Origin of the sequence: Achromobacter sp. ACM03, from assembly GCF_014851665.1 — a bacterium.
In the GTDB taxonomy this organism is placed as follows: Bacteria; Pseudomonadota; Gammaproteobacteria; order Burkholderiales; family Burkholderiaceae_B; genus Achromobacter; species Achromobacter aegrifaciens.
Map to the genome: position 1 here is coordinate 703,193 of NZ_JACVAD010000001.1, position 24,433 is coordinate 727,625.

At 64.9% G+C, this 24,433-nt stretch carries 24 protein-coding genes; 19 read left to right on the forward strand and 5 right to left on the reverse strand.

The features are described from left to right. Window positions 1-101: 101 nt before the first annotated feature. Window positions 102-1,007, reverse strand: a complete 906-nt coding sequence (locus tag IB257_RS03175) for a LysR family transcriptional regulator (RefSeq protein ID WP_054454875.1) — start codon at window positions 1,005-1,007, stop codon at window positions 102-104. Window positions 1,008-1,150: 143 nt separating this feature from the next. Between IB257_RS03175 and IB257_RS03180 the strand changes: the two genes are divergently transcribed. Next, complete coding sequence (locus IB257_RS03180; protein ID WP_054454449.1) at window positions 1,151-1,828, forward strand: hydrolase; 678 nt, start codon at window positions 1,151-1,153, stop codon at window positions 1,826-1,828. A 42-nt stretch (window positions 1,829-1,870) separates the two neighbouring features. Here IB257_RS03180 and IB257_RS03185 read toward each other — a convergent pair whose 3' ends face one another. Next, complete coding sequence (locus IB257_RS03185) at window positions 1,871-2,773, reverse strand: LysR family transcriptional regulator (RefSeq protein WP_054454448.1); 903 nt, start codon at window positions 2,771-2,773, stop codon at window positions 1,871-1,873. Window positions 2,774-2,946: 173 nt separating this feature from the next. Between IB257_RS03185 and IB257_RS03190 the strand changes: the two genes are divergently transcribed. Genes IB257_RS03190 through IB257_RS03205 form a run of 4 tightly spaced genes read left to right on the forward strand, consistent with a single transcriptional unit; the run spans window position 2,947 to window position 6,823 of the window. Further along, window positions 2,947-3,879, forward strand: coding sequence for an alpha/beta hydrolase (locus IB257_RS03190; protein WP_225596814.1), 933 nt, complete (start codon window positions 2,947-2,949; stop codon window positions 3,877-3,879). A 22-nt stretch (window positions 3,880-3,901) separates the two neighbouring features. Then, window positions 3,902-5,233, forward strand: a complete 1,332-nt coding sequence (locus IB257_RS03195; RefSeq protein ID WP_054454873.1) for an MFS transporter — start codon at window positions 3,902-3,904, stop codon at window positions 5,231-5,233. Window positions 5,234-5,255: 22 nt separating this feature from the next. Beyond that, window positions 5,256-5,996: an SDR family NAD(P)-dependent oxidoreductase gene (locus IB257_RS03200; RefSeq protein ID WP_225588726.1), complete on the forward strand. Its 741-nt coding sequence runs from the start codon at window positions 5,256-5,258 to the stop codon at window positions 5,994-5,996. Beyond that, entirely contained in the window at window positions 5,993-6,823 is an 831-nt protein-coding gene (locus IB257_RS03205; protein ID WP_225588727.1) for an SDR family NAD(P)-dependent oxidoreductase, read from the forward strand. The genes IB257_RS03200 and IB257_RS03205 overlap by 4 nt, the downstream gene beginning before the upstream one ends. A 51-nt stretch (window positions 6,824-6,874) precedes the next feature. On the opposite strand, the gene IB257_RS03210 is transcribed toward IB257_RS03205, so the two are convergent. Both IB257_RS03210 and IB257_RS03215 read right to left on the reverse strand, forming a co-directional pair. Continuing rightward, complete coding sequence (locus tag IB257_RS03210; protein ID WP_013393765.1) at window positions 6,875-7,096, reverse strand: YMGG-like glycine zipper-containing protein; 222 nt, start codon at window positions 7,094-7,096, stop codon at window positions 6,875-6,877. Between the two features lie 9 nt (window positions 7,097-7,105). Then, a complete protein-coding gene (locus IB257_RS03215) occupies window positions 7,106-7,513 on the reverse strand; it encodes a hypothetical protein (RefSeq protein ID WP_082401051.1) in 408 nt (135 codons plus the stop codon). A 320-nt stretch (window positions 7,514-7,833) separates the two neighbouring features. On the opposite strand from IB257_RS03215, the gene IB257_RS03220 reads away from it, so the two are divergent. From IB257_RS03220 to IB257_RS03255, 8 genes are all read left to right on the forward strand, one after another. Next, entirely contained in the window at window positions 7,834-10,296 is a 2,463-nt protein-coding gene (locus tag IB257_RS03220) for a penicillin acylase family protein (protein ID WP_192491852.1), read from the forward strand. 222 nt (window positions 10,297-10,518) lie between these two features. Beyond that, a complete protein-coding gene (locus tag IB257_RS03225; protein ID WP_119451542.1) occupies window positions 10,519-11,703 on the forward strand; it encodes an alpha/beta hydrolase in 1,185 nt (394 codons plus the stop codon). 48 nt (window positions 11,704-11,751) lie between these two features. Next, the gene (locus IB257_RS03230) at window positions 11,752-13,455 is read left to right on the forward strand and encodes an AMP-binding protein (RefSeq protein ID WP_192491853.1); all 1,704 of its coding nucleotides are present in this window, start codon (window positions 11,752-11,754) and stop codon (window positions 13,453-13,455) included. Next, on the forward strand, window positions 13,452-14,306 hold the full coding sequence (locus IB257_RS03235; protein WP_119451482.1) for a VOC family protein: 855 nt from the start codon (window positions 13,452-13,454) through the stop codon (window positions 14,304-14,306). The genes IB257_RS03230 and IB257_RS03235 overlap by 4 nt, the downstream gene beginning before the upstream one ends. After that, complete coding sequence (locus IB257_RS03240) at window positions 14,303-15,460, forward strand: FAD-dependent monooxygenase (RefSeq protein WP_119451481.1); 1,158 nt, start codon at window positions 14,303-14,305, stop codon at window positions 15,458-15,460. The genes IB257_RS03235 and IB257_RS03240 overlap by 4 nt, the downstream gene beginning before the upstream one ends. Next, window positions 15,457-15,906 carry a thioesterase family protein gene (locus tag IB257_RS03245; RefSeq protein ID WP_119451480.1) on the forward strand — a complete coding sequence of 150 codons (450 nt, stop codon included), beginning with the start codon at window positions 15,457-15,459 and terminating at the stop codon, window positions 15,904-15,906. The genes IB257_RS03240 and IB257_RS03245 overlap by 4 nt, the downstream gene beginning before the upstream one ends. A gap of 86 nt (window positions 15,907-15,992) precedes the next feature. Continuing rightward, the gene (locus IB257_RS03250; protein WP_119451479.1) at window positions 15,993-16,778 is read left to right on the forward strand and encodes a TetR/AcrR family transcriptional regulator; all 786 of its coding nucleotides are present in this window, start codon (window positions 15,993-15,995) and stop codon (window positions 16,776-16,778) included. A 148-nt stretch (window positions 16,779-16,926) separates the two neighbouring features. Continuing rightward, window positions 16,927-17,901 carry a tripartite tricarboxylate transporter substrate binding protein gene (locus tag IB257_RS03255; RefSeq protein ID WP_119451478.1) on the forward strand — a complete coding sequence of 325 codons (975 nt, stop codon included), beginning with the start codon at window positions 16,927-16,929 and terminating at the stop codon, window positions 17,899-17,901. Between the two features lie 62 nt (window positions 17,902-17,963). Here IB257_RS03255 and IB257_RS03260 read toward each other — a convergent pair whose 3' ends face one another. Continuing rightward, window positions 17,964-18,977 (reverse strand): LacI family DNA-binding transcriptional regulator, encoded by a 1,014-nt coding sequence (locus IB257_RS03260; protein ID WP_192491854.1) that lies wholly within the window; start codon window positions 18,975-18,977, stop codon window positions 17,964-17,966. A gap of 41 nt (window positions 18,978-19,018) precedes the next feature. On the opposite strand from IB257_RS03260, the gene IB257_RS03265 reads away from it, so the two are divergent. From IB257_RS03265 to IB257_RS03290, 6 genes are all read left to right on the forward strand, one after another. After that, a complete protein-coding gene (locus tag IB257_RS03265; protein WP_192491855.1) occupies window positions 19,019-20,023 on the forward strand; it encodes a TRAP transporter substrate-binding protein in 1,005 nt (334 codons plus the stop codon). A 184-nt stretch (window positions 20,024-20,207) separates the two neighbouring features. Continuing rightward, a complete protein-coding gene (locus tag IB257_RS03270; protein WP_119451470.1) occupies window positions 20,208-20,840 on the forward strand; it encodes a class I SAM-dependent methyltransferase in 633 nt (210 codons plus the stop codon). A gap of 212 nt (window positions 20,841-21,052) precedes the next feature. Beyond that, the gene (locus IB257_RS03275; protein WP_192491856.1) at window positions 21,053-22,300 is read left to right on the forward strand and encodes a sulfite oxidase; all 1,248 of its coding nucleotides are present in this window, start codon (window positions 21,053-21,055) and stop codon (window positions 22,298-22,300) included. Then, window positions 22,297-22,641, forward strand: a complete 345-nt coding sequence (locus IB257_RS03280; protein ID WP_175164016.1) for a cytochrome c — start codon at window positions 22,297-22,299, stop codon at window positions 22,639-22,641. The genes IB257_RS03275 and IB257_RS03280 overlap by 4 nt, the downstream gene beginning before the upstream one ends. 217 nt (window positions 22,642-22,858) lie before the next feature. After that, the gene (locus IB257_RS03285) at window positions 22,859-23,614 is read left to right on the forward strand and encodes a hypothetical protein (RefSeq protein WP_156337379.1); all 756 of its coding nucleotides are present in this window, start codon (window positions 22,859-22,861) and stop codon (window positions 23,612-23,614) included. Continuing rightward, on the forward strand, window positions 23,611-24,429 hold the full coding sequence (locus IB257_RS03290) for a hypothetical protein (RefSeq protein WP_225588728.1): 819 nt from the start codon (window positions 23,611-23,613) through the stop codon (window positions 24,427-24,429). The genes IB257_RS03285 and IB257_RS03290 overlap by 4 nt, the downstream gene beginning before the upstream one ends. The last annotated feature ends 4 nt before the right edge of the window (window positions 24,430-24,433 follow it).

Here is a 24,433-nt window from a genome sequence, read left to right on the forward strand (position 1 = left end):
TCGACAGCGGTAGAAGTGACCAGGCGGCAAGATAGATTAAGGACAATGGCGTCGGTAGTCGCCATTTTTAGCCCTGGCTGTCCTGAAAACGGAACGCTGGGCTAGTCTTCCTGCAACTTCCCGAAGCGCTCCGCCAGATAATCCACCAAGGCCCTGACCGACGACAGCAGGCCGCGCCGCGACGGGAACACCGCATGTATCAGCTCGCGGCGCGGGGCCCAGTCAGGCAGCAGCCGGACCAGCTGTCCCGCCTGCAGCTGTTCGCGCACCATCATGGTGGGCAGCTGCACGACGCCCACGCCGGCCACCGCCGCGTTGCGCAAGGCGATCATGTCGGTGGTGATCATCCTGGGGGCAAGCGAGACGGTGGCCTGCTGGCCGTCCTGCTTGTACAGCTCCAGGCGATAGGCCTGGTTGGGCGAGCCCAGCGCCAGGCTGGGCCAGGCGCCCAGGTCGTCCGGGGTTGCGGGCTGGCCGCATTGGGCCGTCAGGCCCGGGCTGGCGACCAGGCTCTGGCCGCGGTCCGACAGCACGCGCATGACCAGTTCGCTGTCTTCCAGCGGAGGCGGGCGGACGCGGATCGCCACGTCCACGGCTTCACCCAGCACGTCGACCCGGCGGTTGGTGGCCTCCAACTGTATGACCACGCGCGGGTACTTGATCATGAAGTCGGCGAGCATGCCGCCCACATGGGTATGCAGCAGGGCGATCGGGCAGGTCAGCTTGACCACGCCGCGCGGCTCGACCTGGGCCGCGTCGATCACTTCCTGCGCGGCTTCCGCTTCGGCCAGCATGGCCTTGCAGCGCTCGTAGTAGGTCTGGCCTATGTCCGTGACCATGAAATGCCGGGTCGAGCGCTGGATGAGGCGCACGCCGAGGCGCTCTTCCAGCAGGGCCAGCCTGCGGCTGAGGCGGGACTTGGGCATGCCCAGCGCACGTCCCGCGGGGGCAAAGCCCTGGTGCTCGACGGTCTGCACGAAATAGAAAAGGTCGTTGAGATCCTGCATGGGCATCCCTTTGGTTCAAAAAATAGAACGCTGAAAGCAAAAAATCGGTCTTCCGACAATTTTGTTCTATTTTTAATATTTGTGCAGCCATAAGGCTTCTGATTCGGCCACAAGCCGTCGACCTTTCAAATTAGGAGTACACCATGTCCGCACCCGCCAACTTCAACGGCCAACGTCCTGTTATCGACGCCGACGACGCCGTCATGCTGCTGATCGATCATCAGAGCGGCCTGTTCCAGACCGTGGGCGACATGCCCATGCCGGAGCTGCGTGCCCGCGCTGGCGCCTTGGCGTCGATGGCCACGCTGGCCAAGATGCCCGTCATCACCACGGCTTCCGTGCCGCAAGGCCCGAATGGTCCGCTGATTCCCGAGATCCACGCCAACGCCCCGCATGCGCAATACATTGCGCGCAAGGGCGAGATCAACGCCTGGGACAACCCCGAATTCGTTGCCGCCGTGAAGGCCACCGGCCGCAAGACGCTCATCATCGCCGGCACCATCACCAGCGTGTGCATGGCGTTCCCGGCCATCAGCGCCGTCGCCGACGGCTACAAGGTGTTCGCGGTGATCGACGCCTCTGGCACGTACACCAAGATGGCCCAGGAAATCACGCTGGCGCGCGTGGTGCAGGCCGGCGTGGTGCCGATGGACACTGCCGCCGTGGCCTCGGAACTGCAGAAGACCTGGAACCGCGAAGACGCCATGCAGTGGGCCGAGGTCTACACCAAGGTGTTCCCGGCCTACCAGCTGCTGATCGAAAGCTACTCCAAGGCGCAGGAAGTGGTGAAGAACAACGAAGTCCTGGATTCGCAGCGCTGATCCGCTTCGATATAAGCGGAGGCCCGGGCCTCGCGGCCCGGATCAAGCCGCCACGCCATGCCGCTCGGCGATGCGCAGCAGCAAGGCTTCCAGTTCCTGGAGGATGGGCCGGTGGTCGTCTACCCGCCTGACCAGGGCAGAAGGCATGGCGGGCAGGTCGATCTCGACGAATGCGATCTCGGGCGTCGCGTAATAACTGGCGGCGCGCTTGGTCAGCATCAGCAGGCCTTCGCGCGTGTTCACGGCCGCGATGCCCTCGCGGATCGTGCGCACCACCGGGCCGTCGCCGATGGGCTTGCCCTTGGGCGTGTGGCGCGGAAAGTGGTAGTCCTGCCATTCCTGGTTGACCGATCCCGGCACCATGCGCACCAGCCGTTCCTCGGCCAGCAGCTCGGGGTCCAGCAGGGTCGCCGCGGCAAACGGGTGATCAAGCGGGACGCACAGCATGCGCTGGTCCCGCAACACGATGGGCCCATGGCACAGGCCGTCCGCGCCCAGCGGCAAACGGCAGAACGCAATGTCGACCGAGCCGTCGGCCACCGCCGCGTAGTGGGTGACGTAGGTCAGTTCCACGAACTCCAGCTCCACGTTGGGATGCGCGGCCTTGAATTCCGAGACCAGCGGGCGGTATAGCTCGTAGAAACCGCCGCCCAGGAAGCCGATGCGCAGATGGCGCGGCTTGCCCGCGGCCTGGCGCTTGCAGTCGTCCAGCGCGGCTTTCAGCATGACCACGGCCGGTCCCGCGCCCAGCTTCAGGGTTTCGCCCAACGGCGTAAGCGCGACGCGGCGGCTGCTGCGCTCGAACAAGGGGGCGCCCAGCGTCTTTTCCAACGCCTTGACCGCTTCCGATACGGATGACTGGCTCATGTGCAGCGCTTCCGCCGCGCGGCCGAAATGCAGCTTGTCCGCAACGGCCAGAAAACAATCGAATTGGCGTAGATCCATGGCTCCGGGGCACCTTCCGTGCGCGTAGTAGTCGTTCTTATATAAATCGGGATTAACGATTGATGGCTTGAATAATAGCGCTTGTTCGCGCCAGGCCCGATGGGCAGAATTCGACCTGTTCACACAAGCTTAGCTCATTGATGAGCGATAAGGAGACAGGCATGAGTTCATCTATGCCAGAACGATCAGGTCCAAAAGGATCGGCAGAACCGATTGAATTCCTGGTCGAAGGGGATCTGGTGCGCGGTACCTTCTACCGGCCCGAGCAGGCCAGCGGCCCGGTCGGCGCGGTCGCGCTCGCGCACGGCTGGTCCATGGTCGCCGGCGGCGACCTGGAAGAGTACGCGGCCGCTGTGGTGGCCCGGGGCCTGGCCGCGCTGACCTTCGACTTCCGCAATCTCGGCCGCAGCGAGGGCATGCCGCGCCAGGAGATCGATCCGCAGCGGCAGATCCAGGATTTCCGCTCGGCAATTTCCTATCTGCGCCAACGTCCGGAAGTCGACCGCGAGCGCATCGGCATCTGGGGCAGCAGCTACAGCGGCGGCCACGCGCTGACGGTGGCCGCCATCGACCGCCGCGTCAAGTGCGTGGTCAGCCAGGTTCCGACCACCAGCGGTTTCTCCGCGGCCCAACGGCGCGTGCGCTACGACAAGGCGCAGGCGCTGCAGGCCGCGTTCGAAGCCGACCGCGAGGCACGCGACGCGGGCCAGCCGCCTGCGATGCTGCGCATGGTCGATGCCGATCCCGACGCGCCGGTCGCCTATCCGGGCCCGGACTCCTACAACTACATGACGGGCGAAGCGCGCCGCTGCCCAAGCTGGGTCAATGAGGTCACGTTGCGGTCGCTGGAACTGGCCCGCGCCTATGAGCCCGGCATGTACGTGCGCCGTATCGCGCCCACGCCGCTGCTGATGATCGTCGCCACCGGCGACGGCCTGACGCCTGCCGATCTGCAGCAGGACGCTTTCAACGCGGCGCATCAGCCCAAGGAGTTGCTGCTGCTGCCCGGCGGCCATTACTCGGTCTACACGGAACATTTCGAACGCACCAGCAACGCCGCGGCCAATTGGTTCGCGCGGCACCTCGGCCAAGACCAGCACGGATAAAAAAATGACGACGACAATAATGATGGAGACACAGGACCGCCAACGCCGCCACGCTTCGCTGCGCGCGGCGGCCGTGGGCAATGCCCTGGAATGGTTCGACTGGACCTTGTACGGCACGTTCTCGGCCTATCTGGCCATGAACCTGTTCGACCCGTCCGACCGCGGTTCGGCGCTGCTGGCCACGTTGGCCGTGTTCGCGGGCGGATTCCTGGCGCGGCCGATCGGCGGCTGGCTGTTTGGCCGCATCGGCGACCGCTACGGCCGCAAGTTCACGCTGGTTCTGACCATGTGCCTGCTGGCCCTGACCAGCCTGGCAATCGCGCTGCTGCCCACCTATGAGCAGGCCGGGGTGCTGGCTTCGGTATTGCTCTTCATTTGCCGCCTGATGCAGGGATTGGCGCATGGCGGCGAGTCCGGCGTGGCCTATACCTATGTTGCCGAAATCGCGCCGCCCGCGCGGCGCGGGCTGTGGTCGAGTTCGGTGTTCGTCAGCGTGACCATCGGCGTCATGGCCGCGACCGCGCTGGCGGCGTTGCTGACGTCCTGGCTGGGCAAGCCCGCGATGGAAGCCTGGGGCTGGCGCGTGGGCTTTGGCGTGGGGGCGCTGCTGGGTGTCTACGCGCTGTTCCTGCGCCGCAGCGCAAGCGAAAGCGAGGTCTTCGAACACAGCGCGGAGCAGGGCGGCACGCAGAAGGTGTCGGCGCGGCAGGCCTTGAAGATCGCCCGCAACATCGTGATGATCGCCGCGGCGTCCAACGCCACGTATTACACCTGGGTCACCTTCGCGCCGGCCACGGCCATCGCGACCAAGGGCATGGATCCGGCGGGCGCCTACACGGCCAGCCTGATCGCGCAGTTGGTGTGCCTGTTGTGGCTGCCGGTCTGTGGCTGGCTGGCGGACCGCTACGGCCGCAAGCCGATGGTGATGGCCTTCGGCCTGGGCGTGGCGCTGGCGGTGTTCCCGGTATCGCACATCGTGACCGACCAGCCCTGGACGCTGTTCGTGGGGCAGCTGATAGGCCTCCTGGTTTGGGCGCTGCTGGCGGCGATCTTCCCCGCCGTGGTGGCCGAACAGGTGCCGACCGGCGCGCGCGCCATGGGCGTGGGCTTCATCTCTTCGCTGTCGGTCGCGATCTTTGGCGGCACCGCGCCCTACATCAATGCCTGGCTGGGCGCCCAAGGGCTGGATTGGGTCTACACGGCCTACGTGGGGGCGCTGGGGCTGATGGCGTTTGCCGGCGCCTTCCTCATCAAGGAGACGGCGGGCATGGACCTGAACGACATCCGCCTGCCGGGCGAGGAAGCCGGCAACACCGCAGTCAACAAGGCCGCCAAGCGCGCGGCATTCAACTGAACTCCAATTTTTTCATCATCACATGAGCAAAATGAACTATCCGGATCTGGCAGGGAAAATCGCGGTTGTCACGGGGGCCGGGGGCGGTATTGGACGCGCCATGGCGGCGGCGTTCCGCCAGCAGGGCGCGACCGTGGTCGCCACCGACCTGGACCTTGAGGCGCTGTCCGGCGTGGACGCGGATTGCCGCCAACTGGACGTCACGCAAGCGCAGGCGGTACGCGCACTGGCCGACGCGGTGGCTGCCCAGTACGGCGCGCTGGACGTGTGGGTCAACAACGCCGGCTTCATGGCCCGCATGCCCGCCCTGGACCTGGACGAAGCCGCATGGCAACGCACCATGGACATCAACCTGAAAGGCACGTTCTTCGGCGCGCAGGCGGCTGCGCGCCACATGATCGCGCAAGGCAGCGGCGCCATCATTAACCTGTCCAGCTATGCCGGCGTCAAGCCGCGCCCGAACTGCGCCGACTATGCGGCTGCCAAGGCCGGCGTGGCCCATCTGACCCAATGCCTGGCGCTGGAGTGGAGTCCTAAGGGGCTGCGCGTCAACGCCATTGCGCCCGGCTTCATCGAAACGCCGATGAGCAGCTGGATGCACGCCGACGCCGCCACCTTTGCCGAATACGTGGAACGCCTGCCGGCGCGCCGCGTGGGCCAGCCGTCCGAGATCGCCGACGCGGCGCTGTATCTGGCTTCGCAGGCATCCGGCTATGTCACTGGTCACGTGCTGATGGTCGACGGCGGAGTGTCCAAGACATGAGCGACGACAAGGACGTGGCATCGTGGTGGAACGGCAAGGCGGCCGTCGTGACGGGCGCGGCCAGAGGGCAGGGCGCGGCCGAGGCGCTGCGCCTGTTGCAGGCCGGCGCAACCGTCTACGCGCTGGACGTCTTGCCCGAAAGCGATGCGACCTGGGCGGAATTGCGCGCGGCGGCGGGCGAGGATGCCGAACGGCTGCGCATCCGGGTCGCGGACGTGGCCCGCGAATCCGATTGGCTGGCGTTGGCCGATGAGATTTCGGCTGCGGGCGTGCCGCTCTACGGCCTGGTCAACAACGCCGGCGTGACCCTGCGCAAGACCGTGACCGAGACCACGCACGCGGAATGGCGGCGCCTGCTGGACATCAATCTGGATGGGCCGTTCCTCGCCATCCGCAACCTGGCCGCACTGATGCCGCAGGGCGCGGCCATCGTCAATACGTCGTCGACGGCGGGGCTTACCGGCTACTTCAGCGCAGCCTACACCGCCAGCAAGTGGGCCCTGCGCGGCCTGACGCGGGCGGCATCGCTGGAACTGGCGGGGCGGGGCATACGCGTCAACACCGTATGCCCGGGCCTGGTGGAAACGCCGATGATCATGCAGCCCAATGCCGTGCATGACGCCGGCCGGGCGCGCCTGTTCTATGAAGGCAACCGCGACGCCACGCCGCTGTCACGCGGCGCGGATGCCGACGAGATCGCGGCGGCGGTAATGTTCCTGTTGGGGCCCGAGGCTTCGTTCATCACCGGCGCGGACCTGCCGGTCGACGGCGGCATGACGGGAGGAGGCGTGTACTGGCGGATCGGCAAGTCCACCGGCAATCTGTAGCCGCAGTCCCGGGCCGCGGCCCGGGACTGGCCATTGCGCAAGGGCGGAGGCTTAGTGCTTGTCGCCGTAGATATTGCCGGCAATGCCGCCGGCGGCGGCGCCGATGGCGGCCCCAGTCCAGCCGCTGCCGCCCGCGATGGCGGCAATGCCCGCCCCGGCCGCGGCGCCGATGGCCGCGCCCGACAGGGTGCCTTGCTGCTTGGAACTCATGTTGGTGCAGGCTACCAGCGACCCCATCATGAGGCCTATGGCGATCGATCGGATGACTTTCATGGTTGACTCCTAGCGGGCGCGCTTGGCGGGAGCGGCCGGCGTGGCCGGCGCCGCGGGCGCGACGATTTCGAACCAGAGCGTTTCGACCACGGGGCGGTCCATCCGGGTCGGATTGGCCGCGTACCAGCTATCCAGCCGTTCGCGCACCGAATCGAGCGTATGGCTCTGCAAACCCTTGGCGAAACGCGGGATCAGCGTCTGGTTGTCCGCCGGCGCGCGGCGCTGCTGATAGGCCTGCTCCACCTGGATGAGGTTCGCCATGCCCAGCAGGTAGGCCTTCTTCAGATTCGCGTCGGACTCCGACCATTGCTTGCCGGTGATGATGGGCGCCGGGTCGGTAGGCGCCGCTACCACCGGCGCGGCGACCAGCAGTGACAGCGCGAGGGCTGCCGGGCCTAACAGGTGTTTCACTTTCATCATATCGCTCCTTGGTGGAACAAAAGACAGAAAAACAACCAGAACGCCATGCGCGCAGTTCGCTTGCAATGGCCAAGCGCCAGGCGACCAGATCAATTTAGGCTTGAAAGCATGCTTGCGCAAGAGGCGTGCCGCTCTGCCATCGGGCTGCAACACGGACCTGGCGCAGACGTTACCGATTCTGGCAAGCCTGTTCAAATGAAACAGCGTTCGCCGCCTTTGGAATTTCGCTGTACATATTGCTAGCTGTCGCGTCGGGCGGCATGGCCCCCTCGATGCCGGCAGGCACATAGAAGACAAATAAACCCGAGGAGGAGTCAATGCGTACGTTCAATCGCAGGGCCGCGGCATTCCTGGCGAGCGGGCTGATTGCAGTGCTGGCAGGCTGCGCGTCGCCCGGAGGCAAGAAAGAAACCGTCGATATGAAGGGGCTGTCCCAGCCCGTGGAGATCGTGCGCGACCGCCACGGCGTGTCCCACATCTACGCGCAGAACCAGGATGACCTGTTCTTCGCCCAAGGCTTCAACGCGGCGCGCGACCGCCTCTGGCAACTGGACCTCTGGCGCCGCCAGGGCGAGGGCAAGATGGCCGAACAGTTCGGTCCGCGCTTTGTCGAGCAGGACCGCGCGGCTCGCCTGTTCCTGTACCGCGGCGACATGCAGGCCGAATTCGCCAGCTACCACCCGCAGGGCAAGGCGATCCTCACGTCCTTCGCGGCGGGCATCAATGCCTACATCGATTGGGTCAAGGCGAATCCCGATCAGATGCCGCCGGAATTCAAGCTGACCGGCACCGAGCCCGGCTACTGGAGCCCCGAGACCTCGCTCATCCGCATCTATGGCCTGACCCGCAATCTCAACGAAGAGGTGCGGATGGCGCAACGCGTCGCGGCGCTGGGCCTGAACGCCGTGCAGGGACTCAGCACCTTCGAGCCGCCCTTGGCGCTGCAGGTGCCTGCCGGACTGGACGTGCGCGACGTCGACAGCAAGGTCCTGGGCGACTACAACCTGGCGCGCAACGGCCAGAAATTCGTCGCCGCCGACTTCCCGCGCAGCCCGCTCGCGGCCGCCGAGCGCGAAAAACTTGCGCAGGAATTGTCCGCGAATCTGCTGGCGTCGCTGGATCCGGCGTTCGACCCCATGGCGACCCGCTACGAGAGCAACAACTGGACCATAGCCGGCCAGCATACGGCCAGCGGCAAGCCCATCCTCGCGGGCGATCCGCACCGGTCCATCACCATGCCTTCGCTGCGCTACATGGTGCACCTGAACGCGCCGGGCTGGAACGTGATCGGCGCGGGCGAGCCGGCGCTGCCCGGCGTGTCCATGGGCCACAACGACCGCATCGCTTTCGGGCTGACGATCTTCGCCTTTGGCGACGAGGAAGACCTGTACGTCTACGACACCAATCCAGCCAGGCCGGACGAATACCGCTACAACGGCCGCTGGGAAAAGATGCGCCAGGTGGATGAGTCGATCCCCGTGCGCGGGCAGGCGGCGGCAACGCGCCAGCTGAAGTTCACCCGCCACGGCCCGGTGATCTACGTGGATCCGGTCAAGCGCAAGGCCTATGCCTTGCGCGCGGCCTATCTGGAATTCCCCGGAACCGCGGCCTATCTGGCCAGCCTGCGGCTGAACCAGGCGCAGAACTGGAACGAGTTCGTCGCCGGCATGGAAAAGCACTACACGCCCAGCGAGAACATGGTGTATGCCGACGTGGACGGCAACATCGGCTGGTTCGGCGGCAGCATCGCGCCGATACGCCCGCGCGCGGATTGGTCCGGCATGCTCCCCGTGCCCGGCAATGGCGAGTTCGAATGGCGCGGCGTCCTGCCGGGCAGCGCGCTGCCCCGCGCCTACAACCCTCCCGAGGGCTATGTCGCCACCGCCAACGAATACAACCTGCCGGCCGACTACCGCTACAAGGACATGTCCGCCCGCACCTGGGCCGAACCCTACCGCGTGCAGCGCATACGCGAGGTGCTGGCCGACAGCAAGGGGCAGACGGTCCAGAGTTCGCAGGCGCTGCAGTACGACAACCTGTCCATTCCGGCGCGCACGCTGACGGGCTACGCGAAGTCGCTGAATTCGGCCGATCCCGCGACGTCGCAGGCCTTGAGCATGCTGAAGGACTGGGACGCCCGAGTGGGAACGGAATCGCGCGCGGCCACGGTGTACGAGTTCTGGCTGCCCGAGGTCGTCAAGCGCGTGACTGAACTCTACGTGCCTGCCAACGGCCGGGCCGCCTTCGGCAATCTGTCCACCGCCAAAACGCTGGAAAAGCTGGCCACGCCGGACAGCGCTTTCGGTGCGCAGCCGCAGCAGGGCCGTGACGCGCTGCTGCTGCAGGCGCTGAACGACGGCTTGCAGAAGCTGCGCGCCAAGCTGGGACCGGATTCCTCGCAATGGCAGTGGGGCAAGCTGCACCACATCCAGTTCGAGCACAGCCTGGCCAGCCTGCTGCCCGAGGCCACCGCCAATGCCTACGGCACGCCGCGCTATCCGGTCAGCGGCGACAACGACACCGTGCACCGCGCCACCTTCCGCGCCAGCGACTTCCGCCAGACCAGCGGCGCGTCATACCGCCAGGTGATCGACGTGGCCGACTGGGACAACTCGCGCATGCAGAACGTGCCGGGACAATCCGCCGACCCGCGCAGCCCGTATTACCAGAACCTGCTCAAGGACTGGGCAACGGGCGACTATTTCCCCATGGCGTTCAGCCGCGCCAAGGTGGATAGCGAGAAGGCGGGTACCTTGAATCTGCGTCCGGTACAGCGCTGACGGAGAGGGCCAGGAAAGACCACGCCGGCAAGCGCCAATAATTGGCGTCTGCCGGCGCTTTTTTATGCGCCGCGCTGGCCTTATCGAGAATTAATTGACACCCAGATAAATATCTCATAAATTAATTGCCTGGGTGTTAATTAATTGGAGAGGCTCGTGGCTGAGAAAGAGATGGCCGCAGTGACGGCAGGCATGCGGGGGGCATCCTGGGATGCCGAGTTGATGCAGCGGCCCTATAAGGTTGTGCCTTACGCCTTGGGCACGGCCGACGGCCAGCGGACCCTGGGCTTCCTGTTCACGGCGACAGGCAAGGAGCGTACGGTCGTATCCCTGATGCATCCGCGCGAGATGTCCGTTACGCACTATATGGTGCCGACGGTGCTCGATGCGGGCTGCGCCTGCTGGGTGCAGGGGCCGCGCTCGATCGGCAACGACCTCAGGCTGGAGCATGAGATCGCCTTGTTCGATGTGGCGGCGGGCATGCAGCACTTGCGGGATCTTGGCTACGAGCGCATCGTCCTCCTGGGCAATTCGGGCGGCGCCGGGTTGTATGCGCTGTACAACCAGCAGTCCCTTTTGGCGCCGGATTCCCGTATCGGCAAAACGCCTGCCGGCCGCCCCACCAAGCTGAACGAACTCGCCATGCCGGTGGTGGACGGACTGGTGTTGCTGTCGCCGCATCCGGGGCAAGGCAGGCTGCTCATGTCTGGTCTGGATCCCTCGGTCGTTGACGAAGCCGATCCGATGCGTACCGATCCGGCGCTGGATCCGTTCAGCGCCGAGAACGGCTATGACGCGCGGACGGGGCAGGCGCGGTACGACCAGGCGTTTCTCGATAAGTATCGTGCCGCGCAGGTCGAGCGTGTGCGGCGCATCGACCAGCAAGCGCGCGCCTTGCTCGCCGCCAAGCAGGATGCCCGCGGCAAGGTCAAGGCGGGTTCGCTGCAGCCGCTGGACCGGCAGCAGGCCGCATTCGCGCCGATCTTTCACGTCTGGCGCACGGATGCGGACCCCAGGGCCTGGGATATCACGCTGGATCCTTCGGACCGCAAGACCGGCTCGCTTTGGGGCAAGGATCCCTTCGTGTCCAACTGGGGCAGCGTGGGCTTTGCCCGGATAGTAACGCCGGAGTCCTGGCTGTCGACCTGGTCGGGACTCTCGTCCAATGCCGCGCTGGAGCAGACCCTGCCGGCCGTGCGGCAGCCGACGCTGCTGATCGAGTACACCGGAGACCAATGCACGTTCCCGGCCGACATCGTCGCCATCCACGGCCAGATCGGTACACAGGCCAAGACCCATGTGCGGGTGCGCGGCAACCACCATGGCATGGCGCTGGCCAAGGACGAGCCCGCCGGCAGGACGGTAGCGGCCCAACACCTGGAAGCGTGGTTGCGCGCGCATTTCTGACCGGGCAATCCGTAGACACGCCCGCCACGGGCGCAAGAGGAACGATCAATGACGAGTCTGGAAAGGATCTTGCCGGCCGAGCGCCTGCTGGGCGTGCGTTACCCGGATGAAGACAGGGTGCGCGAGTATGTGCGCCAGGGCGTGCTTACTGGGGAAACCCTGGCGGGCGGCCTGCGCGATGCCTTTGCCGTTCACGCCGACAGGCTGGCGCTGGTAGGGCCGGACGGTCACTACACCTACCGTGAGCTGGACCAGCGCAGCGACAGGCTGGGCGCGGCGCTGCTGGATCTGGGCCTGCGGCCGCTGGACCGCGCAATCTTCCAGTGCGGCAACAGCCATGAACTGCTGGTGGCGTTCTGCGCCTGCCTGAAGGCGGGGATCATCCCCATCTGCTCCTTGCAGGCCTTCCGCAAACTGGAGATCGAGTATCTGGGAAACCTGGCGCAAGCACGGCTGCACCTGGTCCAGGGCGACGATCCGAAGTTCGACGACGTGGCCTTCGCAGAAGAGATGCAGCGCCATGTGCCGACGTTGGCGCATGTCGTCCAGGCGCGCGGGCCCGCTCGCGGATGTGCCGTCACGATAGACGGCCTGATCGCGGCCACGCCGCTGGCAGCCGCCCGCGCGCGCCTTGAGCAAGTGCAGGCGCATCCGTTCCAGGTGGCGGTGTTCCAGCTGTCGGGCGGTACGACCGGGGTGCCCAAGATCATCCCGCGCTTTCATTCCGAGTATCTCTACAACATGCGGGCGGTGGCAGCCTGGAACCGCTACACCAGCGACGACGTGCTGTTCTTTCCCACGCCCTACATGCACAACCTGAACATGGGCTGCTTCTTCGGTCCATTCCTGTTGAGCGGCGCTCAGGTCACCGTATGCCGCAGCCTGGACGAAGCCACCTTGCAGGGCTTGGTGCGGACTTACCGGCCCACCTGGTTCGGCGTGGCGGGCCCGATCCTGACCCGCATCCTGCCCGAGCTGGACCGCGCGGACGCCAGCGTAAAGGCGCGCCGCCGTTTCATTACGCCTCGCAACGCCGCGGGCCTGGCCAGAACCACCGGATCGCCCGCATTCCATATCTTCGGCATGACCGAGGGCGTCATCATGTTCGCCAAGGAGGGCGACAGCGCGAACGTGCTCGAAAATTCGGTCGGCCGGCCGGTTTCGGGCCACGACGAGGTCCGGATCGTGACGCCCGGCACCGACACCGAAGTGCCTGTAGGTGAAACCGGCGAAGCGCTGTTCAGGGGGCCTTACACCATACGCGGTTACTACAAGTCGGAGGCGGAGGATGTCGGTCGTTTCACGGCCGACGGCTTCTACCGCTCGGGCGACCTGATGCGCTGCGAAGTGCACGACGGCCGGCGCTACTACTACTTCTGCGGGCGGATCAAGGACGTGGTGGACCGCGGCGGCGAAAAGATCAACGCCGAGGAGGTCGAGAACGTGCTTAACGGGCATCCGGCCATCCTGGCCTCGGCCGTGGTGGCCATGCCGGATCCGGTCTACGGGGAACGCGTCTGTGCCTTCGTGATAGCTCGCCTCCCTGGCGCGGCGCTCACGCTACCCATGGTCTGCGGCTATCTGCAAGAGGTCGGGCTAGCGAAGTTCAAGTGGCCTGAACGCCTGGAAGTCGTGGACGAATTTCCCCTTTCCGCATCTGGAAAGCTGAGCAAAAAAGCGTTGCGCGGCCAGATCGCCGCCACGCTCGAGGCCGAACGCGGCCAGCAAACGAATGGAGAACACGCCAAATGAGCCCGTCCTTGCCTGAACTTTCTTCCATCCCCAAGGTGCGGCTGCACGGAGTGCACCACACGGCCAGGCCGACCTGGAAGCTCGCGCAAACCGTGCGCTTCTATCGCGACCTGCTGGGCTTGCCGCTGGTGCATGCCATTTCCGCCAAGGGATGGGGCCCGCAGAACCATCCTGATTTCCTGCACTTCTTTTTCGACAGCGGCAATGGCAGCACCATCGCCTTCTTCTACTACATCGGCACGCAGCGTCCCGAGCGCCTGACGCCCACGGATCATTACCAGGACCGCGCTACCCACACCGCCTGGCGGGTCGAAAGCGAGGCCGAGCTGCTGCGATGGCGCGCTCGCGTGGAGGCGGTCGGGATTCCCTTGCGTTACCAGATCCGCCACGAGGTGATCGAATCCATCTACTTCAACGATCCCAACGGCTATCCCATCGAAATCACCTGGCAGGTGCGGCCCTTCAGCGCGGAAGACGCGCAGGACGCCCAGAATACGCTCGAAGCCGCGATGGCATTGGAGGAGGGCGGCTTTGACTCCATCGAGCCGGTGTGGCGGGCCAAGGGCGCCGCGCTGGGCAGGCAGGCGCAGGACAAGGCGGCCATCTATGTACTGGACGTGCCCGAATTCAAGGGTTTGCTGGATGCCGCCCGCGGCAGCGCGGGCTATTCCACGCAGCCCGCCGGAAACGGCTATCTGTGCATCTTGGGCAATCCTGGGCTGCGGTTCGAGCGCAAGGAACTGGGCTTTAAACCGGCCGTCTGGTATGGCGCCTTGACCGGCGGGTTGAGCGGCCGTATCGAACAGTTCGACATGGACGTCCTGTCCATTGCACCTCTGGAGCTCGCATGAAAGCCGCCATCATCGGAGGCGGGCCGGCGGGCCTGTTTCTTGCCATCCTGTTGAAACAGCGCCAACCGGCCGCGGCCGTCACCGTGTATGAACAGAACCCGGCCGATGCCACCTTCGGCTTCGGCGTAGTCATGGCCGACAAGGGGCTGGATCGATTGCGGGATGCCTCCCCCGGGGTATTCGACGCGCTCGCCGGCGCCATGCGCTTCAGCGACCGGCAGGTCATCGTGTCGAACGAGACGCCGGTCACGGTGCAGCGCCCCGGCAGCGGCGGCGCCATTGCGCGCATCGAGCTGCTGCGCATCCTGGGCGTACACGCCAGGCGGTTGGGCGTGGATGTGCGCTACCAGGAACGGATCGATGATTTCCAGGCGCTCGATGCCGATGTGGTGGTGGGCGCGGACGGGATCAATTCCCGGGTGCGTGACAGTGACGAGTGCGGGTTCGACGTGCACCGGTACAGCCTCACAAACCATTTCGCCTGGTATGGCGTCGCAAAGGCCTTCCCATCCCCAAGCCTGGTGTTCCGCAAGCACGGCGCTGGTTACTTTGTGGCGCACTACTACCCCTATTCGGCATCCATGAGCACCTTCGTCGCGGAATGCGATCACCGCAGTTGGCAGGACCTGGGCATGGAGGCGATGAGTGCCGAGGCGCGGCAGCAGCTGTTCGAACAGGTATTCGCGCCCGAACTGGACGGACACGCATTGGTCTCGAACCATTCCAGTTGGCGCCAGTTCCCGGTCATACGCGCGCGCAACTGGTGCGTGGGCAACCGGGTGCTGATAGGCGACGCGCTCAGCAGCGCACATTTTTCCATCGGGTCGGGCACGCGTATCGCCATGGAGGACGCCATCGCGCTGGCCGATGCATTGAATGGTTCGCCCGGCGATATTCCTGGTGCGCTGGCTTCATATTGCGCCACGCGCCAGCCGCAAAAGCAAAAGCTGATAGGCGCGTCGGAAGCTTCCTTCAACTGGTACGAGCGCATGCGGGACTGGATGGATCAGTATGGACCGCGGGAGTTCGTGCTGCGTTTCATGACGCGCACCGGGCGCGTCGACGTCGGCCGGCTGCGTGAGCAATATCCGGCCCTGGTGCGGGAATTCGAAGCGGCCGGGCTGATGCCTGCCGAGTGCGAGGGACAACCATGAAAGCCACCGAGATGGTCCTGAGCCTCGACCCCTTCGTGGTCCGGCGCGAGGTGCGATGGGGGGATTGCGATCCGGCGGGGGTGGTCTATACCGGGCGCTTTACCGACTACCTGTTGGGCGCGGTGGGGCTGTATACAGAGCATCTCGGGGAAGGGAAGCGCTTGGGCGAAGCGCATGAGGTCGGCACGCCGTGCCGGGGCATGTCCTTAGACTTTACCGGTACGCTCTGGCCGGGAGACGTAGTCCATATCGCATGTAGTCTAGGAGCGCTGCGCACGCGTTCATTCGATATCCGGGCGCACGCCACCCGGCCTGACGGAAGCCCGGTATTTGCGGCGGTGTTTTCCCCCATCTGCGTACGGCAGGACGCAAGGGTGGGCACGCCCATTCCCGCCTCCTTGCGTGAGGTGCTGTTGCGGCACGGCGCCACGACGCATGATGGCTGAAGAGGCGGGACGGGCGGGATATTTGCCAGGGAGGCAATAAAACCTTAGGATGCCCCGGTCATCCGGATTTCCCAGAGTGTGCCGATATGCCCACCGCAAAAAAGCCCGCCACCGATGCCGCACCGCGCAAGCGTGGCCGTCCACCCCGGGTCGAGTCGCCGATCAACGGTGAAGCCACGCTCAGCCGGGCTGCCATCATCGAACGCGCGATCGCGCTGGCACGCGAAACCTCGCTGGATCAGATCTCCATGGTGCAACTGGCGCGCGACTTCGGCGTCGCGCCCGGCCTGATCCATTACTACTTGGGCGGGCGCGACAAATTGATATCGGGCGTGCTCAACAACTACTACAGGGAGCGGCTGGCACGGATGCCGGCGCTGACCGGCGACTGGCGCGCCGACATCGAAACCATCGCGCGAGTCAGCCTGGCCTTTGCGGTGGAGAATCCCGGCGTCAGCACCTATGTCGCCTCCCATAACCGCTTCCGCCTGTTCCAGGACGTGGATTCAGGTGAAACCGATTTTGGCGCGGTGTTCTTCAACCACGTGACCACGGCCTTCATGCAAGGTGGCTTTTCGGCTGAGCAGGTGGCCCTGGCCTACCACCTGCTGGCGCAATTCCTGGTCGCAAGCAGCCGTGCCGAAGCGTCCAAGCAGTTGCCTGTCTACCATCGCGATTTCATCCGCGGACGGCTGGATGCCATGCCGGCGGACCGCTATCCCGGAGCCCGCTACGTCGCAGAGGCGTTCTCAGGACTAAGTACCGAATTGGCATTTGAAGCCGGCCTGCGGATCCTGCTCGACGGCATCGCGCAATGGGCCCGGGAGCCTGGCGTGCAGGCCAAGCCCAAACGCAAGACGGCCACCCGATAGTCCTCCCCGATTCCGGCGCGCAAGTGCGCGAGCGCGTGGTGTAAACCCTTATTTAACACTATATCAATTAAATTTATATTTAATTGATATAGTGGCAATTAATAAGCGGCCGTGGACCTTTTCCGGCACGCGCCCATAAGGAGACATCATGAAAGCAGCACGCTGGCTGACGGGGTTGGCTATTGTTCTGGGTTGCGCGACTTACAGCGCTGCAGGCGCGCAGCAGTACCCCGACAAGCCGGTCAGGATCATTGCGCCCACGGCCGCGGGCAGCGCGCCGGACATCATCACGCGCCTGATCGCCGACAGGCTGGGCCGCCAATGGGGGCACCAGGTCATCGTCGAGAACCGCCCCGGGGGGAATGGCATCATCGGCATGAACGCGCTGACCCGCGCCGACCCGGACGGCTACACACTGGCCATGTTCCACGCAGCCGCGGCCGTCACCACGCCGTTCCTGTACCAAGCCGCCAAGTTCGACATCGAACGCGATACCGAAGTGGTTGCCACGCTGGCCTATACGCCCATGATGCTGGTCACGACTCCCGGCACGCCTTACCGTTCGGTCGCCGACCTGATCGCGGCCGCCAAAGGGGGAGAGGCTTCGGACCTGGTGATAGGCAGTCCGACCCGCGGTTCGATACCCAACCTGTCGGTCTACCTGATCGGCCAACTTGGCGGCCGCGAGTTCCGGCAGGTCAGCTTCAGCGGCACCTCGCAAGCCTTGCAAGCCCTGATCAAGGGCGACATACCTGTCTACATAGACGGCGTCGCGCCGCTTGTGCCTCTGGTGCGCGCGGGCAAGCTGGTGCCGGTTGCGATGAGCGCGGATCGGACGCTGCCGGGCTTCGAAGGCATTCCCTTGGTCAAGGACACCTTGCCCGGCATGGTGACCTTGGGCTGGTTCGCGGTCTTTGCGCCGAAGGGGACGCCGGCGCTGGTTCTGGACACCCTGAACGCGGCCATCAACAAAGCCCTGCAGGAATCGGAGGTGCAGAGCCGTCTGGCGGACCTGGGAACCTTCGTCATGCCGCTAAGCCGAACCCAGGCCAGCGCGTTCGTGCATGACGAAAAGGGGAAATGGGGCGGCGTCATCGCCACCGCGCAGGTCAAAGCGGAGTAGAGGCAGACGCCTTGAGGGCGCTAGACGCGTGCTCTGCTGCCCTTATGCGGTGAGCCTGCGCGCTATCGCGGCCCGGCCAGGCCGCCCGTGGAGCGCCGTTCGATCAGCGTGGCCTCGCTGATCATGCGTTGCGGCGCTCCGCCCTTGTCCTGCAGGCGCCGGCTGAGAAGTTCGCCCGCATGCCGGCCGATTTCGAGCGCGCTGATGGACATCGTGCTGAGCGCGGGGCGCCAGTTTTCCGCCCATTCGATGTTGTCGAAGCCGATCACGCTGACATCCCTGCCGGGCTCCTGACCGCGTTCGTACAGGGCCATCGTCACGCCGAAAGCAACGATGTCATTGAAGCAAACCAGCGCGGTGGGCGGATTCGCGGAAGAGAGCAGGCGATGCGCCGCGGCTGCCGCATCGCCGATCTTGGGCAGGCAACTGGCCACCAGTTCCTGATCCACGGACAGCCCCTTTGCCTGCAACGCGTCGCAATAGCCGAGATAGCGGTCATGGCTTACGGACGTGGCCACGGAACTGCCCAGGAAGGCCAGGCGGGTATGCCCCAGCGATAGCAGATGCCGCGTTGCGCGGCCCGCGCCGGCGCGGTTGTCCGTACCCGCGTAATCCAGGCGCGCGGAATCGACCGAGCGCAATACCTGCACCACAGGTACGCCGGCGCGGATGCAGGCATCGAAGGTCGAGGGGGCGGAGCCGGTTGCCGCGCTGATGATCAGTCCATCGACGCGCATTTCGAGCATCCGTTGCAGGATGCGGTCCTGCACCTCCAGCGATTCGCTGGTGCTGGCCATGACGACCTGCTTGCCCAGCGGCGCCATGCACTCCTCGATTCCCTGAAGTATCTCCGCGTAGACCGGATTAGCGATTTCGGGGATGACCAGGCCGATGGTGTCGGTGCGCGAAGAGCGCAGGTTGGCGGCGCTGCGGTTGTAGACGTAGCCGACTTCGGCCATGGCCTGTTCGACGCGCGCGCGCGTTTTCGCGGCGACCAGGGGGCTGTTGCGGCAGACGAGTGATACGGTGGCGCGGGACACGCCCGCGACGCGGGCTACGTCTTTCAATGTGGTCATGGGGGTGCGGGTACCTTGAGGATCTACCCTGGAGAAAAACCATGAAAACCAGAATTGCTTCCGTGTGCCTGGCGCTGGCAGGGCTGTTGCCCGCGGTTACGCATGCCGCCGAGCTGAAGTTCGGGCTGGGCATTGCCGATGACCACCCCTTGGCCGTAGGCGCCCGGAAATTCGCCGACCTGGTGAAAGAGCGCAGCGCCGGGCGGCTGACCATTGCGACCTACAGCAGCAACCGGCTTGGATCCGATCCGCAGATGCAGCAGGCGCTGCAGGCGGGCGTGCAGCAGATGATGCTCGGCCCGCCATCGAACCTGGTGGGCGTGGTGCGCGATTTCGCCGTCTTCGATCTGCCTTTCACGATCACGAACTACCAGGAGGCCGATGCGCTGCTCGACGGCCGCACCGGCGCGCTGTTGTTCCAGAAGCTCGAAGGTGCGGGATTGGTCGGCCTGGCGTACTGGGAAACCGGCTTTCGCGAAGTCACCAATTCCAAGCGTCCCATCGTCAGGGCCGAAGACCTGGCGGGCCTGAAGATACGTACCATGCAAAGTCCGGTGTTCCTCGAAAGTTTCAAGGCGCTGGGAGCCAATGCGGTTCCGATGCCGTTCACCGAGGTCTACACGGCGCTGGAAACCCGCGCCATCGACGCGCAGGAGAACCCGGTGGGAATCATTCAGAGCGCCAAGATCAACGAGGTGCAAAAGTATCTGTCCCTGACCAACCATGTCTACAACCCGAGCGTGGTCATGGCCAGCAAGAAATGGTGGGATGGGCTTTCCGAAGCCGACCGCGGCATCGTACGCGGCGCGGCGCGCGAGGTTGCCACGTTCCAGCGGCGGCTGGTCCGCGAGGAGGCAGCCAAAGTGCTGGACCAGCTGAAACAGGACGGCATGGTGATCAACGAGATTCCAGCCTCCGAATTGGCATTGATCAGACAGAAGACGCTGCCGGTCGTACGCAAGTATTCCGAGAAGCTGGATCCGGCGGTGCTGGCGGCGGCCAAACACGATCTGGCTGAAGTTCCGGCCTGCGGTAAGGCTCAGTAGCGCCGCGCAGGGGAGAGTCATGCAACTTAAGCTGTCCGTCCGCGTGCGGGCGCGGATGGGGCAGGCACTCCGTCGATGTCCGAATTGACAAGGGTGCTTACCGACGGTTGCGGGTGCGGCGGGCCTTGCGCAGTTAAGGTTTTGGGGTCGCACGGCATTCCCGATCCAGGAGACTGAGGCCCCCATGCATTCCACGCAATCCTACAAGACCGTTATCCCGCGCCAGTCCGCGAGCCGCTCGCCGTTGGGCTGGCTGCAGGAGCGTACGCAGTTCGTCCGGGCGCTGCTGTCCAATCCCGCGGCCATAGGCGCTGTGGCGCCGTCCGGCCCGGCACTGGCAGCGGCCATCACCGCCTGCATACCGCCCGGCGCGGGCAAAGTCCTGGAGCTGGGCTGCGGCACAGGTGTTTTTACCCGCGAAATGCTGCGCCGGGGCGTGGATCCGGCCAACCTGGTGCTGGTCGAACAGGACATGGCCATGAGCAGCAGCTTGCAGGCGCAGTTTCCGGAGGCAGCGGTGCTACGGGTGCCGGCGCAGGAACTCTGCCGCAAGCGCCATCCCGAGATGGATGGCATCGGCGCCGCCATCTGCGGCCTGCCGTTGCGCAACATGAGCCATGCGCATCACCAGCAACTGCTGGCCGCCGTGTTCGACGCGCTGCCGGCAGAGGGCTCGATGGCGCTATTCACCTATGGCGTGCGTTGTCCGATATCCGCCAGTGTGCTGGAGGCTTGCGGCTTGCAGGCCAGCAAGGTCGGGTTCGTGCCGCTGAACCTGCCGCCAGCGTCGGTGTACAGCCTGGCCCGGCGGGCCTAGGCCGCGCTGGCTGGCATGGGCTCGTCCTATCCAAATGGGCTAGGGCAGGGTATTGCAAATAACTAATTGACACGAAAAGATCGCTCAACCAACATCGCAGTCATAACTATTGGCGGCCTGGGACACGTGCGTGCGGGGTAGACAGCCACGTCGTAACAGGCCGGCAGGGTTCTGGAACACCAACGATTCCAGACCCCAACGAGGAGACTGCAATGCGTTCATCCCTGATCGAGAGCGCGGCGCGGCGGCGCCTGTTGGCTGGCGGCGCCAGCGCGCTGGCCGCAGCGGGCCTGGGACGCGCGGCCTTGGCCGCGGAACAGAAAGCCGCGCCAGCCGCGGCTGCGCCACCGACCCCGGCATCCGCCGCCAAGCCGCTGCCAGCCTACGCGGCCTGGAAGCAGCCCGATGCGATGATCGTGCACAGCGCCAACACCATAGAAACCCGGCGCGAGGCATTCGGCAGCGGGGTGGTCACGCCGCTGCGTCAACTCTACGTGCGCAACAACCTGCCGCCGCCCGACGAGTCCATCGTGGCCGACCGCGACGCATGGGTCCTTGAAATTGCCGGCGTGGCAAAACCCATGTCGCTGAGCGTGGGGCAGCTGAAGAGCATGGGCCTGCAGACGCTGGCGATGGTCTTGCAGTGCTCCGGCAATGGCCGCGGCTATTTCCCCAACAAACCCAGCGGCACGCCTTGGCAGGTCGGCGCGGCCGGTTGCGTGATCTGGAGCGGCTTGCCGGTCAGCGTCCTGGTCGAGCATTGCGGCGGACTGGAGGCGGCCGCCGTGTACATGACCGGCACCGGCGGCGAAAAACTGCCTGACGGCCTGGATCCGAACATGGTCATGGTCGAGCGTTCGGTGCCCAAGGAAGCGATGCGGGATGCGCTCCTGGCTTGGGAGCTCAACGGCGAACCGATCCCGCTGGCTCATGGCGGCCCCTTGCGCCTGATCGTGCCGGGCTACACGGGCGTGAACAGCGTCAAATACATCAAGCGGCTGGCCTTCACTGAAAAGGAAAGCCCGGCCGCGATCCAGCAGACCGGCTATCGCCTCGCGCCACCTGGGCAGAAAGGGAATCCGAGCCAGCCCTCTGTCTGGGCCATGGGCGTGAAGTCGTGGATCAATACGCCCAATCCGGCTGCGTCCACCCTGAAGGCCGGGCGCGTGGTGGTGCAGGGCGTGGCGTTTGGCGGCACCAACGGCATCAAGCAGGTCGAGGTCTCGATAGACGGCGGCAAGAACTGGCAGAAGGCGGAGCTGGTCGGCCCGGACCTCGGGCGCTATGCCTGGCGCCAGTTCGCGTTGCCGGTGGAATTGGCGGCGGGCGAACACGTGCTGGTCAGCCGGGCCACAGATACCGAGGGCCGCGTGCAGGAAGAAGAGCGTCCGCAGAATTCCGGCGGCTACATCAATGGCAGTTGGCGCGATCACGCCGTGACGGTGGTGGCCAAGGCATGAGGGAAGCTGCACTGGCGTTACCCAGGAAGCGCGCATTAGGCGCCGGATTGCTGATCGCCAGCCTCCATGCCGGCGTGTCGGCAGCCGAACCCGACATGGAGGCTGGCCGCGCCTTGTTCGTTGGCGCAACGCCAGCCTGCGCGATCTGCCATACCCTGAACGACGCGCAATCCAGCGGCGCCATCGGTCCCAAGCTCGACGAAATCAAGCCCGATGCGGCGCGCGTGGCGACGGCCATCCGCAATGGCATCGGCCAGATGCCGGCTTATACGAGCTTGTCGGATCAGGAAATCGAGGTATTGGCGGCATATGTGGCCAAGGCGACTGGGGGGCAGCCCTGAGCGGACTCCAGTTGCGGTGACGTTCCTCCGGAAAAAACCGGGCTGCGTCATACTCAATTTGGAGGATGTTGTGGTGGTGTTTGAACGAATCCACGCGTGGTAAAAATTCGAGAGCAACGCTCCCACGATCCATGCTCCCAGTAGCTTTCCGCGCTCTCTGAAGCGCAACGGTGCTGAAGTCTGGCTGCCGGGTATGCCGTCTCTTCAGGTGCCTGCCATGCGACAACTCGTATCCTGGTCACTGCTCGTTGCGCCTGCCACGATGGCGGCAGTGTTGTCCTTTTCCGTGGGCGCACAGTCGATGCCACCCCCCCAGGCCGAGGCCTCGAATTGGTGCGAAGAAGCCAGGAAAGCGCTGACAGATGCCAATGGCAACGCGGTCGAGTGCGCCGCGGTTGCGAAGCGCTGCATCAAAATGAATAACTACTGGTGCCAGAAACATGGGGCCAGCTCTTGGCGGGGAACGACCGACGCGCAGGGCAACGACGGCAACCGCGACGTGGACGGGCATGCGATCTTCGATTCGGCGGCCTGGTCGGCCCGCGCGATTGCGATGGACCTTCGGTCCAAGTACCGGCGGGGCCTGGTGTCTGCCGTGGATATTGCCGCAGCGCATTCGCCATGGTGCGACACGCTGGGGTCGAAAGCTGTCGTCAACGGGCATGGCAGGACCTGCAAGGATGGACGGGCAAAGCCGGCTGCGACCTTCGCGGGCCCGTGGTGCGAAGCGCCAAAGAAAGCGGCGCCCGGGACGGCCGATTGCGCTGCGGGCTGCAATTGCCCGCCTGAAATCGCGAGCGTGTTGGTGCGCGACTTGAACCTTGATATCAATGCGGACTTGAAATTGTTCGATGCCGCCGGTATGCCTCTGCCCAATCTGACAATTGTGCTTCGGAATCTGGCATTGCAGGAGCAGGGCGTCCGAGTGCGTACCAGTGTCATCGAACAAGGCATCGGTCAACTCGGAAAATGAAAAAGGCGTATCAGCGATTCAGTTGTCTCGGCGGTGTCGCGACCATCGAGTTCGACAGAGGAGGGCGCGTGTCATACCCAACATCTCGTTGCATCGTCCGAACAGCCGTCAGATTGGCGTTGGTGAGCTTCGCGGGTGGTATATCCGGATGCGCCTGGACACCGCCAAATGCCTATCCGGTTCTGGACGTCTGGAGCGATCCCAGCAAGACGAACACAGGAGAAAAAACCAATGCACAAAAGGCATTCGACCTGTCGTCCGAAACCACCGTTGACGACGTCGTTGCGAAGCTGCAAGTGCAGACCGAATACTACCGCTACCGTTCGGAAAGGGCGCGGACCGGGGGGCTTGAGCTGCGTACGGGAGCGATTGGCGGCGCTGTGACGGGAGCCGTAGGCGCGATTATCGGCAATGTTGCTACGACCGCAGTGGGAGCGGGCATCGCGACGGGCTCCGCATTGTTAATGGCGCAGTATTCCCTGACGGCGCAGGACGCCATTTTTTCGGCGGCAGCGGCTCAATTGACTTGTGTCGTGGCTGCGGCAAGTCCGGTTCTGGGTTCCAGCCGACTGGTCCCCGAGCTGAAAAATGCCAGTAATCGCATCTTGGGCAATGTCCAGTCGAGCTTGTCGGCGTTGCAGCCCAAATGGCCCAGCGCAAGTGATCTGGCGCAGGCCTTCGATAGTGCTCGCGGTGCGCTCGCGAAAATAGCAAGTCAGCGTGAAGACGCCGCTGTGGACACGTTGGTAAGGGCCAACCTTGTTTCGTGCATCGAAACCGGCCGCCTGGCATCGGAATCCATTGTGCAGAAGTAAGGTT

Coding starts and splice junctions, on each gene's coding strand:
- IB257_RS03175 (WP_054454875.1), bottom strand. CDS start 1,007: ATGCAGGATCTCAACGACCTTTTCTATTTCGTGCAGACCGTCGAGCAC.
- IB257_RS03180 (WP_054454449.1), top strand. CDS start 1,151: ATGTCCGCACCCGCCAACTTCAACGGCCAACGTCCTGTTATCGACGCC.
- IB257_RS03185 (WP_054454448.1), bottom strand. CDS start 2,773: ATGGATCTACGCCAATTCGATTGTTTTCTGGCCGTTGCGGACAAGCTG.
- IB257_RS03190 (WP_225596814.1), top strand. CDS start 2,947: ATGCCAGAACGATCAGGTCCAAAAGGATCGGCAGAACCGATTGAATTC.
- IB257_RS03195 (WP_054454873.1), top strand. CDS start 3,902: ATGGAGACACAGGACCGCCAACGCCGCCACGCTTCGCTGCGCGCGGCG.
- IB257_RS03200 (WP_225588726.1), top strand. CDS start 5,256: ATGAGCAAAATGAACTATCCGGATCTGGCAGGGAAAATCGCGGTTGTC.
- IB257_RS03205 (WP_225588727.1), top strand. CDS start 5,993: ATGAGCGACGACAAGGACGTGGCATCGTGGTGGAACGGCAAGGCGGCC.
- IB257_RS03210 (WP_013393765.1), bottom strand. CDS start 7,096: ATGAAAGTCATCCGATCGATCGCCATAGGCCTCATGATGGGGTCGCTG.
- IB257_RS03215 (WP_082401051.1), bottom strand. CDS start 7,513: ATGAAAGTGAAACACCTGTTAGGCCCGGCAGCCCTCGCGCTGTCACTG.
- IB257_RS03220 (WP_192491852.1), top strand. CDS start 7,834: ATGCGTACGTTCAATCGCAGGGCCGCGGCATTCCTGGCGAGCGGGCTG.
- IB257_RS03225 (WP_119451542.1), top strand. CDS start 10,519: ATGCAGCGGCCCTATAAGGTTGTGCCTTACGCCTTGGGCACGGCCGAC.
- IB257_RS03230 (WP_192491853.1), top strand. CDS start 11,752: ATGACGAGTCTGGAAAGGATCTTGCCGGCCGAGCGCCTGCTGGGCGTG.
- IB257_RS03235 (WP_119451482.1), top strand. CDS start 13,452: ATGAGCCCGTCCTTGCCTGAACTTTCTTCCATCCCCAAGGTGCGGCTG.
- IB257_RS03240 (WP_119451481.1), top strand. CDS start 14,303: ATGAAAGCCGCCATCATCGGAGGCGGGCCGGCGGGCCTGTTTCTTGCC.
- IB257_RS03245 (WP_119451480.1), top strand. CDS start 15,457: ATGAAAGCCACCGAGATGGTCCTGAGCCTCGACCCCTTCGTGGTCCGG.
- IB257_RS03250 (WP_119451479.1), top strand. CDS start 15,993: ATGCCCACCGCAAAAAAGCCCGCCACCGATGCCGCACCGCGCAAGCGT.
- IB257_RS03255 (WP_119451478.1), top strand. CDS start 16,927: ATGAAAGCAGCACGCTGGCTGACGGGGTTGGCTATTGTTCTGGGTTGC.
- IB257_RS03260 (WP_192491854.1), bottom strand. CDS start 18,977: ATGACCACATTGAAAGACGTAGCCCGCGTCGCGGGCGTGTCCCGCGCC.
- IB257_RS03265 (WP_192491855.1), top strand. CDS start 19,019: ATGAAAACCAGAATTGCTTCCGTGTGCCTGGCGCTGGCAGGGCTGTTG.
- IB257_RS03270 (WP_119451470.1), top strand. CDS start 20,208: ATGCATTCCACGCAATCCTACAAGACCGTTATCCCGCGCCAGTCCGCG.
- IB257_RS03275 (WP_192491856.1), top strand. CDS start 21,053: ATGCGTTCATCCCTGATCGAGAGCGCGGCGCGGCGGCGCCTGTTGGCT.
- IB257_RS03280 (WP_175164016.1), top strand. CDS start 22,297: ATGAGGGAAGCTGCACTGGCGTTACCCAGGAAGCGCGCATTAGGCGCC.
- IB257_RS03285 (WP_156337379.1), top strand. CDS start 22,859: ATGCGACAACTCGTATCCTGGTCACTGCTCGTTGCGCCTGCCACGATG.
- IB257_RS03290 (WP_225588728.1), top strand. CDS start 23,611: ATGAAAAAGGCGTATCAGCGATTCAGTTGTCTCGGCGGTGTCGCGACC.